Source organism: Xanthomarina sp. F1114, from assembly GCF_026410255.1.
In the GTDB taxonomy this organism is placed as follows: domain Bacteria; phylum Bacteroidota; class Bacteroidia; order Flavobacteriales; family Flavobacteriaceae; genus Xanthomarina.
On sequence record NZ_JAPMLL010000008.1, the window covers coordinates 79,848 to 93,808 of the forward strand.

Below are 13,961 nucleotides of genomic sequence, written 5' to 3' on the forward strand. Positions count from 1 at the left end.
TGGGCTTAGGTATTTTGAAATGTTATGAAAATGATAAAGTTGTTCCTATTTTTTTGGTGGAAAGCCTTCTAATACTTTAGCTACAATTTCTCTGAATTTTGCCTCACGTTCTTCAGGATAATCCCTAGGAACATCAGACTCGCTAGTAATAGCTTGCCAAAATAACTGATTGGTATTAGCATCTACAAACTCGAATTTAATTTGTCTAGACATATTAGCTTGACCAATAGGGATTCCTACAGAAATGCCTCCTCCCACATTTCCTCCTCCACCTCCAACACCAACGCCAAGAGAGGAGTTATTGTATGCATCTTCATAAGTAGAGCTTTTAATATTTATAATAAAATCGGAGTTTACTGAAAGTATAAATCCTCTAGAAGCCATAGCATCATCCAATGCTTTAAATAAGCGTTTGGAATCGAATTCGCTCAAGCCTGTATTCATATTAGTAAAGTAACTATAGGATTTGTATTTGGAAAAATCGGTGGTTTTATCGTAATCGAAATTCACGCTAACACCGCAGGACAAGCAGATAAATAGAAAAAATATTGAGGCTAACTTTTTCATTTTTATTTTAAAGATAAGAAATCCTCCTTAAATGAAAACAAAATTATTCCTTAGTTTCATTATGGTCCACAGATTTTGTAAGTGCAGACGAAATAATTCCCGTTGGAATAGCAACTATACCTAAACCTATAAGTAATATAAAGAAAGTAAATATTTTACCCCCGGCAGTAATTGGATAAACATCTCCATAACCCACTGTAGTTAGTGTTACAATAGCCCACCACAGGCTATCTAAGATCGAAGCAAAATGCTCGGGTTGTGCTTCGTTTTCAAAATAATAAATACCAACTGCCGAAAAATAAATTAAAATAAGAGTGATAAAAAGAAATAAAAGTATCTCTTCTTTGGCCGATTTTATGGCATTTGTAAAATGATTCAGAGCACGGTTATAACGCACTAATTTAAACACCCGTAATAATCTTAGAAGACGCAAAGCTCTTAACGAGCGTAAATCGACTCCAAAACTTAAATAGAAAGGCAGAATGGCAAATAAATCTATAAGACCATAAAAGCTAAAAATAAATTTTAGCTTTTTATCAGAAACATAGATTCTTAAAATGTATTCTACAGTAAAAATAACGACACAAAAAACCTCTATAAGGTAGAGGATAAAGCGCGTTTTAGGTTCTAAATCGGGAGTGGTTTCTAAAGTAAAGGTTACAATAGAAATTAAAATAAGTATCTGAATAAAGATAGCAAAGAACTTACTTGCTTTATTATCGTTTATCTCAACAATATTTTTTATGCGTTCTTTCATAAAAAACTACTCGTTCAGCATCTTCCAAAGTTTATCTTTTAATTCGGTAAGTCCTTGTTGCGCTACCGAAGAAATAAACATATATTCCACTGGAAGTGTGTTGTCTAATTCTGCCTTTAGTTCTGCTTTTAGTTCGCTATCTAACATATCACTTTTAGAGATAATCACAAAACGCTCTTTATCTAGAATTTCCGGATTGTAACGCTTTAATTCATCCACTAGAATATCGTATTGTTTTCTAATATCTGGAGCATCTGCAGGAATTAAAAATAATAAAACTGAGTTTCTTTCAATATGACGCAAAAAGTAATGACCAAGTCCTTTTCCTTCAGCAGCACCTTCAATAATTCCAGGAATATCTGCCATTACAAAGGTTTTAAAATCGCGATATTCTACAATTCCTAAGTTGGGTTTCAAGGTGGTAAATTCGTAATCTGCAATTTTAGGTTTGGCTGCACTTAGTACAGAAAGCAAGGTTGATTTCCCCGCATTTGGGAAACCTACTAAACCAACATCTGCTAAAATTTTAAGTTCTAAAACAATATCAATTTCCTGCCCTGGAATTCCTGGTTGAGCATATCTTGGTGTTTGGTTTGTAGACGATTTAAAGTGCCAGTTACCACGTCCACCTAAACCACCTTGAGCAATAATTTTTTCTTCCCCATCTTTGGTAATTTCAAAAAGGACTTCGTTGGTTTCTCTATCTCTAACTAAAGTTCCCAGAGGCACATCCATATACACATCCTGTCCATCGGCACCAGTACTTCTACTTTTACCACCATGCTCGCCATGCCCAGCTTTAAAATGTCTTTTAAATTTGTAGGTAAAAAGCGTCCAAAGATTTGCATTTCCACGCATTATAACATGACCTCCACGTCCTCCATCTCCTCCATCCGGACCTCCTTTTTCTATAAATTTCTCCCGGTGTAAATGCGCAGAACCTTTACCTCCATTTCCGGAAGATACATGCAGTTTTACAAAGTCAACGAAATTTCCTTCTGTCATATTATTTTTCCACTACAGTGGACATTGTATTAAATGAAACTAATTGTTTTTTAGATCTTGCATTTACCTATTAAAAATAGGTAAAGCAATTAAAGATATTCTTATAATTTATCGATTACATCACTTAAACGCTTGGTAATATCTTCAATACTTCCAACGCCATCCACGCCAAAATACTTATTTTGATCTGTATAGTAATCTTTTAAAATAGCTGTTTTACTATAATATTCTTTAATTCTATTTCTAATAATGCCTTCGTCAGCATCGTCTGGACGACCGCTAGTTTTTCCTCTTTCCAATAAGCGTTCTACTAAAATCTCGTCGTCCACTTCCAAGGCAACCATGGCATCAATTTGAGAGTCTTTAGAGTCCATCAATTTATCCAAAGCTTCTGCCTGGGCATTTGTACGTGGAAACCCATCGAAAATAAAGCCTTTAGCATCCGCATTTTTTTCAACTTCGGCATTTAACATATCGATTGTTACTTGGTCTGGAACTAGTTCTCCTTTATCCATATAAGATTTAGCAATCATTCCCAAAGCTGTTTCATTTTTTATATTAAAACGAAACACATCTCCCGTAGAAATATGTACCAAATTATACTTTTCTTTTAAAAAATTAGCTTGTGTTCCTTTTCCAGCTCCTGGAGGGCCAAATAGTACGATATTCGTCATATGTTGTGTTGTTTTTAGTTGATATATTGCTGGTAAATCTCTACCCAACCCATTGTAATCTAAGCCATAACCTACAATAAATTTATTTGGTATTTCAATCCCTACATAATGTAATTTAAAATCTTTTTTATATGCTGTTGGTTTGTAAAACAAGGTAGCGATAATCAATTGTTTTACATTTTCACTTTTAAATATTCTATGAACTTCTTCTAAGGTGTTTCCAGAATCGATAATATCTTCTAAGATAACAACCGTTCTTCCGCTTAGATCTTGAGTTAAGCCAATTAAGCGCTGGATATCTTCGGTCGATTTTACACCTTCATAAGAAGCTAATTTAATAAAAGTGACTTCACAAGGTTTTGGATATTTTTTTACAAAATCGCTAACAAACATAAACGAACCGTTCAGAATACCAATAAACACAGGTACTTCGTCCTTTAGGTCGTTGGCAATTTCCTGAACCATACGCTGTACAGTTTTCTGTATTTCTTCTTCTGAAATAAACGGCTTGAATTGTAAATCGTGAAGTTTGACCACTTGATATATTTTTTTTTAGAAATGCAAAGATAATCATTTGATTAAGGTTTTACGAATTCTCATTTAGATTGTTTTAGATTTAGTTTTTTCAAAGGCATTTGATTTGTACTTTTGTGAAAAATCTAACAAAATGAATTTTTTCTCATCAAGTTTCAAACTAGGTATTATTGGTGGTGGACAGCTAGGTAAAATGTTACTTTACGACACCCGAAAATTTGATATTTATACAACTATTTTAGATCCTAGTAACGAGGCGCCAAGCAAAATGGCTTGTAATGAGTTCTTTTTAGGAGATTTAATGGATTTTGATGCGGTTTACAATTTTGGAAAGCAAGTAGATATACTGACTTTCGAAATTGAAAATGTAAACACAGATGCACTTGAGGCTTTAGAAAAGGAAGGTGTTAAAGTTTATCCTTCTTCTAAAACGCTTCGCACTATTCAAAACAAATCCACTCAAAAATTATTTTATAGAGATCACGATATTCCAACGGCCAATTTTTCGAGATTTGCCTATGCTTCAGAAATTATAGATGCTGTAACTAATGGCGGTTTAAAATTTCCATTTGTTTGGAAAAGCGCTCAATTTGGTTACGATGGTAATGGCGTAAAAATTATTAGAACAGAAGCCGATTTAAAAGATTTGCCAAATGTGGAATGCATTACGGAAGACATGATTCCTTTTAAAAATGAACTAGCAGTTATTGTTGCCAGAAATTTTAATGGTGAAGTTGTTACTTATCCTGTTGTAGAAATGGAATTTCATCCAGAAGCCAATCAGGTTGAATATGTTATTTGTCCGGCAAGAATAGAGGAGAAAGTTGCTAAAAAGGCTACAGAAATTGCATTAAACGTCTCTCAGGCATTTAATCATGTTGGCTTATTGGCTGTAGAAATGTTCCAAACCCAGGACGATGAGATTATTGTTAACGAAGTAGCACCAAGACCTCATAATTCTGGACACCATACTATTGAATCGAGTTATACTTCGCAATTTGAACAACATATTAGAGCTATTTTAAATTTACCTTTAGGAAAAACAGACAGTCAGCTAGGCGCTGTTATGGTCAATTTAGTAGGAGCCGAAGGGTATACTGGAAATGTGGTTTACCAAAACATAGATGACATTATGAAATTGCCTGGAGTAACACCACATATTTATGGTAAAAAACAAACCAGACCTTTTAGAAAAATGGGGCATGTTACTATTGTGAATCAAGATTTAAATGAAGCCAGAAGGATTGCAGAGAAAGTTAAAAACACGATTAAAGTTATAAGCGAGTAATTATGAGCAAAGTAGGAATTATTATGGGAAGCAAAAGCGACCTGCCAGTTATGCAAGAAGCCATTGATATTTTGAAGGAATTAAAAATTGATGTGGAGGTAGACATTGTTTCAGCACATAGAACGCCAGAAAAACTATTCGATTATGGCAAGCATGCACATACCCGTGGTTTTTCGGTTATAATTGCTGGAGCCGGAGGTGCTGCACACTTACCAGGAATGATAGCGTCTTTATCTCCCCTTCCAATTATTGGTGTACCCGTAAAAAGTAGTAATTCTATAGATGGATGGGATTCTGTTTTATCTATTTTACAAATGCCTGGGGGAGTTCCTGTAGCCACAGTAGCCTTAAACGGTGCAAAAAATGCTGGAATTTTAGCAGCTCAGATTATGGGTAGCTCAGACCCAATTGTCTTGGATAGAATAATTGCTTATAAAGAAAGTTTAAAAGCCAAAGTGATTCAATCTGCAGAAGATTTAAAATAAAAAACCTCGACTTGTGGTCGAGGTTTTAAACGCTATTAATCAATTATTTTAAAGAGTCACTTAAACTCTCATGAAAAATCTGATGCAAAAATAGTCACATATATTGTATTTTAAACAACGTACTATCATAAAATAAAGTTAATAATTTCAATCTTTGTCACCTTGTAAGAAAAGTAAGGCTCTGATTGTTAAATAGAACCATTTTTTAAATGAATATCTTAAATAAACCTTTCGATACAGAATTTCAAACCGCCCCATTTTCAAAAATTAAAAATGAACATTTCTTGCCAGCTTTTACAGAAGCTATAGAAAAAGCAAAACAAGAAATTGATGCCATTACAAATAACTCTGAAACGCCAACTTTTAAAAACACGATTGAGGCTTTAGATTTTTCTGGAGAGGAATTAGATAGGATTTCAAGTATTTTTTTTAATTTAAATTCTGCCGAGACCAGCGAAGAAATTCAAAAAATAGCTCAAGAAGTATCTCCTCTTCTATCAGAATTTAGTAACGATATTACTTTAAATGAAGAGCTCTTTAAACGTGTCAAGTCTGTTTACAAGGAAAAAGATAGCTTGACTCTAAACACCGAACAAAAGACGCTTTTAGACAAAAAATATAAAGGGTTTTCAAGAAACGGTGCCAATTTATCTGAAGAGAAAAAGCTAGAACTACGAGATATTGATAAAAAATTAAGTCAGTTAAAATTGAACTTTGGCGAAAATGTATTGGCAGAAACCAATAAGTTTGACATGCTAATTACCAATGAGGAAGATTTATCTGGTTTACCGGAAGGTGCCAAAGAAGCTGCCCAGCAATTAGCCGAATCTAAAGACCAAAAAGGCTGGTTAATCACTTTAGATTACCCGAGCTACATTCCTTTTATGACCTATGCGGACAACAGAGACCTGCGTAAACAACTAGCTATTGCTTCTGGAGCAAAAGCTTTTAAAAACGATGCTTTAGACAATCAGGAAAACGTTTTACAAATTGTTAAGTTGCGTCATAAAAGAGCTAATTTATTGGGGTATAAAACACATGCGCATTTTGTTCTTGAAGAGCGTATGGCTAAAACTCCAGAGAAAGTAAAAACTTTTTTAAACGAACTTCTGGAAAAAGCAAAACCTGCAGCCTTGAAGGAATTTAAAGAATTAGAAGATTTTGCTAAAGAATTAGATGGTATTGACCAATTACAAAAATGGGACGGTGGCTATTACGCCGAAAAATTAAAACAGAAACGCTTTGATTTAGACGACGAAAAGCTAAAGCCTTATTTTAAACTTGACAATGTTATTCAGGGGGTTTTTACTATTTCGGAAAAATTATATGGTTTGCATTTTGAAGAAATTTCGACCATCGATACCTACCATGAAGATGTTTTAACCTATAAAGTTACAAACGACAAAGGCGAATTGGTTTCCATTTTTTATGCCGATTTCTTTCCAAGACCTGGTAAAAGAAATGGGGCCTGGATGACTTCTTATAAACCTCAATATGTAAAAGATGGTGAAAATTCTCGTCCGCATATTTCTATCGTTTGCAATTTTACAAAACCAACAAAAAGCAAACCTTCACTTTTAACTTTTAACGAAGTAACCACTTTATTTCACGAGTTTGGTCATGCTTTACATGGCATGTTAGCCAATACCACCTATCCGAGTATTTCTGGAACCAGTGTGTTCTGGGATTTTGTAGAATTACCAAGTCAGGTGTTAGAGAACTGGTGTTATGAAAAAGAAGCTTTGGAGTTATTTGCTACTCATTATCAAACCGGAGAAGTAATTCCTATGGCTTTAATTGAGAAAATAAAGGCATCCGCTACTTTTCATGAAGGTATGCAAACCTTACGTCAATTAAGTTTTGGTTTATTAGATATGAGTTGGCACGCCAGTGAGACACCAGAGAATATCAAAAATGTCAAAACGCATGAATTAGAGGCTTTTGAAAACACCAAACTATATCCAGATGTCGTAGAAAACTGTATGAGCACTTCGTTTTCTCATATTTTTCAAGGAGGCTATAGCTCGGGATACTACAGTTATAAATGGGCAGAAGTTCTGGATGCAGATGCTTTTGAATTCTTTATAGAAAAAGGTATTTTCAATACGGATGTTGCTACAAAATTTAAAGACTTTGTTTTATCTCAGGGAGGTACAGAAGACCCTATGATTCTTTATAAGCGCTTTAGAGGTCATGAACCTCAACCAGACGCTTTATTAAAACGTGCTGGATTGATAAAGAAGTAATAGTGGAATAAGACCTGTTAAGTTTTCAAAAAGCTAACAGGTCTTATTTACAAAATAAACTTTCAATAATTATTGAAAGTTTAAAAATTATTATATATTTGTAGAGTTAAATAAAAATTAATAATACAAAAGCATGAATTACGAAGAAGCGAAGACAAAGTTTATAAGTACTTGGGGAAGTTTAGGTACACTTTGGGGCATTAATAAAGCCATGGCTCAAATTCAAGCTTTACTTTTTATCTCTACTCAACCTCTCTCGATGGAAGATATTATGGAGGAACTACAAATTTCAAGAGGAAACACAAGTATGAACCTACGCCAGCTTATAGACTGGGGAGTTGTTGTAAAAGAACTAATTCCAGGGGAGCGAAAAGAGTTTTTTACAACCGAAAAAGATGTACAAGAATTAGCAAGAATAATTGCTAAAGAGCGCAGTAGAAGAGAAATTAAACCTGTAATAAAAGTATTAAACGAGGTTTCTTCGATAAAAGATGATGGTTCAGAAAAAACAAAGGAGTTAATAAAGCAAACCAAAGCCTTACACGAACTAACACAAGATTTGGATACAATAATGAACAAAATGGTCAACCAAAAACAAAATTGGTTAACAAAATCTATATTAAAATTCATTAAATAATTTTAATGTTTTTTTTAAAATGTAGTTTCAATATTTTCTGAAAGTTTAATAATACCTAAACGAACATCAACTATTACAAAAACCGTCTAATCATGAAAACAATTATTATTGCCGGAGGAACAGGATTTCTAGGTCAAATTTTAGAAAAGCACTTTTCTAGTAAAGGTTATTTTATTAAAACTCTAACTAGAAAGCCCATAAAAAAGAATGACATTTATTGGGACGCAAAAAGTTTAGGGAACTGGACAAGGGAATTAGAAAACACCTATGCATTAATTAATCTAACAGGTAAATCTGTTGATTGCCGATATACTGAAAAGAACAAGAAACTAATTTATAATTCCAGAATTGATTCAACTCAAATTTTGGGAGTCGCTATTAATTTATGTGATAATCCACCAATCATCTGGTTGAACTCCTCAACAGCAACTATTTATAAAGATTCAATAAACAAGAAAATGGATGAAGAACATGGCGACATTGGTGATGACTTCTCGATGAACATTGCAAAATCATGGGAGAAATCATTTTACGCCATTAAAAATACAAGAACACGAAAAATAGCATTACGAACCGCCATAGTATTAGGCAGAGCAGGCGGCGCCTTAACTCCGTTAAAACGTTTAACTAAACTTGGCTTAGGGGGATATCAAGGAAATGGAAATCAGAAAGTAAGTTGGATTCATCAAGAAGACTTTGCTAGAGCCGTAGAGTATTTAATGAATCATGAATCTTTAGAAGGAAACTTCAACCTATGTGTACCAAAGCCCACAGATAACAAAACATTAATGCGTGGATTACGAAATGTTCTCGATGTTCCAATAGGAATAAACCATCCAGTTTGGCTACTAAATTTTGGAGCTAAGTTAATTGGCACAGAAACCGAATTAGTTTTAAAAAGCAGAAATGTGATTCCTAAACGCCTTCTTGAGACTCAATTTAAATTTAAATTTACGAATATTGAGGAAGCATTATCTAACTTAATAAAAACCTAAACCTTTTTATTGGTATAATTTAATTATTTTTGAAGCAAACTGTTCAAAAGAACTATGCCAAAACACCTCATAAATCCGAATACATGGATAGACAAGTATTCCGATTATCTTTTCAATTTCACTATTTCTCGTGTAAACGATAGAGAGAAAGCCAAAGATTTGGTTCAGGATACTTTTTTTGCTGGTTTAAAATCTATGAAGAATTTTAAAGGAGAAGCTAGTGAACGCACCTGGCTGATTTCAATTTTAAAACGAAAAATTATTGATCACTATCGGAAAATTAATTCTATTAAAGGACAGGCCGAAATTAGGGTAGAATTTAATTCGGATGAGGATGATGACGGAAGTTGGTTAGAAAAAAGAGTTGCAGACCCAGATTATAAAACAGCAGAAGACAACCTAGTTAACGACGAACTTGGGGAAGCTATTTATATGTGCTTAAGCAAGCTTCCAAAAAAACAAGCTACTGTTTTTAGAATGAAAACCATTGAAGGTTTAGAAACTGAAACAATTTGTAATGATTTGAATATCACCCCGTCTAATCTGTGGGTAATTGTTCATAGAGCAAGAATAGCCATGGCAGAATGCATGGAAAAAAACTGGTTTAAATAATAATGAAAGAGCTAAAGAAAAAATCATACTTGTTTATATCCTGTGACGAAGCACAACATATTTGTGACAAAGCACAGTATAATGAGGCTTCTTCCTGGGAAAAATTTAAACTTAGGCTGCGTTATTTTTGGTGTAGAATAACAAAAAAGTATGTCAACCAAAATATTAAATTAACTCAAGCTATTGATGCCTCTAAAGTAACTTGTTTAAATACTGAGGAAAAACAATTTTTAGAACAAAATCTCCAACAAGAATTAAAAAAGCAACAAGAGTAATACCAACCAAAATACCGGAATGCCTTCTACCCAGAAAGAACTGTAATACTTAGCTTGATTCTTCTTTGCAAAAATTAAAAACAACAAGCATATAAAAGTTATTATTAGTAAGGCTAAAATCTGATATTCGTTGGTGTCATTCTTTAAGAATTCCAGAAAGAAAAAAATCATCAACAGCAGAACACCTATTATTTTGGTCTTTTTAATTCCTATCTGCTGAGGAATTGTTGCCAATTTAATACTGTCGTAATTTAAGTCCCTAATTTCAAAAGGGATCATTAAAGCAAGTACAAAAACAAATCTTTGTACAACCGTAATAATGACATCTGCATGTATAGAAACCCTGTTGTTTATTAAAGGTAATACAACTGTTACTCCTGCCCAAACCGAAGCAATTATATACACTTTTAGTCCACTAATACTTCTCAGGTTTTTATGACTATCGTACATCCGTTTCTTAGGTAAAAACGGAACAGCGTATAAAAAAGTTATAAGTCCAAAACCTAAAATAACCAATAAGGTAACAGGTTCTAATTGCCAAGCAAAATAGCACATTAGCAGAAAACATATAAGCGAAAATATCTGGACCATTCTAAGCCAGTTAGTTAAACTTCTGTGATGAAAGCGTGCTCTTCCAAAATACTTTACAAAATTATAACCAGAAACAGAGGCGAAAAATATAAAGTAAAGCACCGTTTCATCATAAGGAACATGAAATTCTAGCAGGGTTATCCACGACAAGGCAAAGACAGATAATGCCACGTGAATGCTACTATCTAAATAAAAATTGAATACTTGCTTCACCAAACTCATAAAACAAAAGTACATAAACTGTTAACAATCTTTTCAATTGGTTAAAAACTTTAGTTATCATTAACAAAAAAACGTGAATTATTGCGTAATTTTGCACTTTAAAAATCATCTATCATTCTTAACAAAAATGATAGTGCATTAAAACGGAATTTTCGAGAAATCGGATACATAACACAACTAAATTTTAATGAACACAACTAATTTCGCACTTCGCCACATTGGTCCAAGAGAAGAAGACCAAATCCAAATGCTTAAAGCTATTGGAGTTGAATCTATGGATCAACTTATTTTTGAAACACTTCCTGATGGTATTAAATTACAAAAGCCATTAGATTTAGACGAGCCTATGAGTGAATATGAATATTTAACCCATATTCATGAGTTATCTAAATTAAATAAAACATATAAAACCTATATAGGTCTCGGGTATCACCCAACTATTTTACCTCCAGTTATTCAACGTAACATTCTTGAAAACCCAGGTTGGTACACAGCATATACGCCTTACCAAGCAGAAATTGCTCAAGGACGTCTAGAAGCTTTATTAAATTTTCAAACGATGGTTTCAGACCTTACAGGTATGGAGCTTGCCAATGCCTCTCTTTTAGATGAAAGTACGGCAGCAGCAGAAGCCATGAGCTTATTGTTTGCTGTTAGAGAAAGAGAGCAGAAGAAAGCTAAAGTTAATAAGTTTTTTGTTTCGGAAAATATTTTACCTCAAACCTTATCTTTACTTCAAACCAGATCAACTCCTCTAGGAATAGAATTAGTAGTTGGTAACGAAGACACTTTCGATTTTTCTACAGAATTCTTTGGAGCAATCTTACAATATCCTGGTAAAAACGGACAGATTACTGATATTAAAACCTTTATAGAAAAAGCAAATGACGTAAATATTAAAGTAGCTGTTGCTGCCGATATTTTAAGTCTTGTTATGCTGGAAGCACCAGGGAAATTTGGTGCCGATGTGGTAGTAGGAACTACGCAACGTTTTGGAATTCCAATGGGATATGGCGGACCTCACGCTGCTTATTTTGCAACTAAAGACGCTTATAAAAGAGACCTTCCAGGACGTATTATTGGTGTTACCAAAGACATGAATGGAAATCGTGCTTTACGTATGGCTTTACAAACACGTGAGCAACATATTAAGCGAGACAGAGCAACTTCAAATATCTGTACTGCACAAGTGTTACTAGCAGTAATGGCTGGAATGTACGCTGTATATCACGGACCAAAAGGTTTGGAATTTATTGCTAATAAGGTTCATTCTACAGCTACTACAGTTTCTAATGTCATAGAGAAATTAGGCTTTAAACAAACAAACACCTCCTTTTTTGATACATTAAATGTGCATGCCGATAGTGCTAAAATAAAAGCCCTTGCAGAAAAAAATCAAGTTAATTTCTTCTATCCAGACGCCAATACAGTTACCATTTCAATTAATGAAACCACTAACTTAAAAGATGCCAACGAAATTATTGCCATTTTTGCTGAAGCAGCTGGAAAGGACACTATTAAAGTAACCTCCCTATTAGAAGAAAATTATATTTCTGAGAATCTTCAGAGAACCTCAGATTTTTTAAATTTAGATGTTTTTAATTCCCATCATTCTGAAACGGAATTAATGCGTTATATTAAAAAATTAGAGCGTAAGGATTTATCGTTAAATCACTCTATGATTTCTTTAGGATCTTGTACTATGAAATTAAATGCAGCTGCAGAAATGCTGCCTTTAAGTTCACCTAACTGGGGCAGTGTTCACCCTTTTGTTCCAATAGAACAGGCAGAAGGTTATCAAATTATTTTAAAAGAATTAGAAGACCAGTTAACTGAAATCACAGGTTTTGCTGCTACTTCTTTACAACCAAATTCTGGAGCACAAGGTGAATATGCCGGTTTAATGGTTATTAAAGCTTACCATGAATCTCGTGGAGACCACCATAGAAACATTTGTTTAATTCCATCTTCAGCTCACGGAACTAATCCTGCAAGTGCTGTTATGGCTGGAATGAAAGTAGTTGTAACTAAATCTACAGACAAAGGAAATATCGATGTTGAAGATTTACGTAAGAAAGCGGAATTACACAAAGATAATTTATCATGTATTATGGTAACTTATCCGTCTACTCACGGTGTTTACGAATCTGCCATCAAAGAAATTACACAAATAATTCATGATAACGGGGGACAAGTTTATATGGATGGTGCCAATATGAATGCTCAAGTAGGATTAACAAATCCTGGACATATTGGAGCTGATGTATGTCACTTAAACCTTCATAAAACCTTTGCTATTCCTCATGGAGGTGGAGGTCCTGGCGTTGGTCCAATTTGTGTAGCCAAACAATTAGCGCCATTTTTACCTGGAAATCCAATTATAAAAACGGGAGGAGACCAGGCTATTACTGCTATTTCCAGTGCGCCATATGGTTCTTCTTTAGTTTGTTTAATTTCTTACGCTTATATTAAAATGTTAGGTGCTGAAGGTTTAACACAATCCACTAAAACAGCTATTTTAAATGCCAACTACATCAAACAACGCTTACAAGGACAATTTGACACCTTGTATTCTGGAGAACGTGGTCGTGCAGCACACGAAATGATTGTAGATTGCAGACCTTTTAAAGCCCATGGCATTGAAGTATCTGATATTGCTAAGCGTTTAATGGATTACGGGTTTCACGCGCCAACAGTATCGTTTCCTGTAGCAGGAACTTTAATGATAGAACCAACTGAGAGCGAAAGCAAAGCTGAAATGGATCGTTTTTGTGATGCCATGATATCCATTAAAAAAGAAATTGATTTAGCAACAAAAGACGATGAGAACAACGTATTGAAAAATGCGCCTCATACCTTAGAGATGTTAACAGCTTCTGAATGGCTCATGCCGTATTCGAGAGAAACAGCTGCCTATCCGTTAGATTATATTAGAGATAATAAATTTTGGCCAACTGTAAGACGTGTAAACGATGCTTATGGAGACAGAAATTTAATATGTACTTGCGCTCCAATTGAAGAGTATATGGAGGCATAACTTTCAAATAGTTATAAATTAAAAAGCCCTCGTTTT

13 protein-coding genes are annotated in these 13,961 nt (G+C 34.0%); 8 read left to right on the forward strand and 5 right to left on the reverse strand.

Going from position 1 to position 13,961, the window contains the following annotated elements; all coding sequences use genetic code 11:
- Positions 1-45: 45 nt before the first annotated feature.
- The 4 genes from OS188_RS08000 to OS188_RS08015 form a co-directional block, all read right to left on the reverse strand.
- Positions 46-567 (reverse strand): DUF4136 domain-containing protein, encoded by a 522-nt coding sequence (locus OS188_RS08000; RefSeq protein ID WP_267148308.1) that lies wholly within the window; start codon positions 565-567, stop codon positions 46-48.
- A gap of 43 nt (positions 568-610) precedes the next feature.
- Positions 611-1,324 carry an ion transporter gene (locus OS188_RS08005; protein ID WP_267148309.1) on the reverse strand — a complete coding sequence of 238 codons (714 nt, stop codon included), beginning with the start codon at positions 1,322-1,324 and terminating at the stop codon, positions 611-613.
- A gap of 6 nt (positions 1,325-1,330) precedes the next feature.
- Positions 1,331-2,329, reverse strand: a complete 999-nt coding sequence (gene obgE, locus OS188_RS08010) for a GTPase ObgE (protein WP_267148310.1) — start codon at positions 2,327-2,329, stop codon at positions 1,331-1,333.
- Between the two features lie 101 nt (positions 2,330-2,430).
- Positions 2,431-3,540, reverse strand: a complete 1,110-nt coding sequence (locus OS188_RS08015; protein WP_267148311.1) for an adenylate kinase — start codon at positions 3,538-3,540, stop codon at positions 2,431-2,433.
- 130 nt (positions 3,541-3,670) lie between these two features.
- Here OS188_RS08015 and OS188_RS08020 point away from each other — a divergent pair, with 130 nt between their 5' ends.
- The 7 genes from OS188_RS08020 to OS188_RS08050 all read left to right on the forward strand — a co-directional run bounded on the left by OS188_RS08020 (position 3,671) and on the right by OS188_RS08050 (position 10,075).
- Positions 3,671-4,825 (forward strand): 5-(carboxyamino)imidazole ribonucleotide synthase, encoded by a 1,155-nt coding sequence (locus tag OS188_RS08020; protein WP_267148312.1) that lies wholly within the window; start codon positions 3,671-3,673, stop codon positions 4,823-4,825.
- A 2-nt stretch (positions 4,826-4,827) separates the two neighbouring features.
- Positions 4,828-5,310 (forward strand): 5-(carboxyamino)imidazole ribonucleotide mutase, encoded by a 483-nt coding sequence (gene purE, locus OS188_RS08025; protein WP_267148313.1) that lies wholly within the window; start codon positions 4,828-4,830, stop codon positions 5,308-5,310.
- A gap of 209 nt (positions 5,311-5,519) precedes the next feature.
- Positions 5,520-7,556: a M3 family metallopeptidase gene (locus OS188_RS08030; protein WP_267148314.1), complete on the forward strand. Its 2,037-nt coding sequence runs from the start codon at positions 5,520-5,522 to the stop codon at positions 7,554-7,556.
- A gap of 133 nt (positions 7,557-7,689) precedes the next feature.
- The gene (locus OS188_RS08035; RefSeq protein ID WP_267148315.1) at positions 7,690-8,193 is read left to right on the forward strand and encodes a GbsR/MarR family transcriptional regulator; all 504 of its coding nucleotides are present in this window, start codon (positions 7,690-7,692) and stop codon (positions 8,191-8,193) included.
- Between the two features lie 92 nt (positions 8,194-8,285).
- Positions 8,286-9,188 carry a TIGR01777 family oxidoreductase gene (locus OS188_RS08040; protein WP_267148316.1) on the forward strand — a complete coding sequence of 301 codons (903 nt, stop codon included), beginning with the start codon at positions 8,286-8,288 and terminating at the stop codon, positions 9,186-9,188.
- Positions 9,189-9,242: 54 nt separating this feature from the next.
- Positions 9,243-9,800, forward strand: a complete 558-nt coding sequence (locus OS188_RS08045; protein WP_267148317.1) for a sigma-70 family RNA polymerase sigma factor — start codon at positions 9,243-9,245, stop codon at positions 9,798-9,800.
- Between the two features lie 2 nt (positions 9,801-9,802).
- Complete coding sequence (locus OS188_RS08050) at positions 9,803-10,075, forward strand: hypothetical protein (RefSeq protein WP_267148318.1); 273 nt, start codon at positions 9,803-9,805, stop codon at positions 10,073-10,075.
- Here OS188_RS08050 and OS188_RS08055 read toward each other — a convergent pair.
- The gene (locus OS188_RS08055) at positions 10,055-10,888 is read right to left on the reverse strand and encodes a UbiA prenyltransferase family protein (RefSeq protein WP_267148319.1); all 834 of its coding nucleotides are present in this window, start codon (positions 10,886-10,888) and stop codon (positions 10,055-10,057) included. The genes OS188_RS08050 and OS188_RS08055 overlap by 21 nt on opposite strands.
- Positions 10,889-11,075: 187 nt before the next feature.
- On the opposite strand from OS188_RS08055, the gene gcvP reads away from it, so the two are divergent.
- Entirely contained in the window at positions 11,076-13,925 is a 2,850-nt protein-coding gene (gene gcvP / locus OS188_RS08060) for an aminomethyl-transferring glycine dehydrogenase (RefSeq protein WP_267148320.1), read from the forward strand.
- The last annotated feature ends 36 nt before the right edge of the window (positions 13,926-13,961 follow it).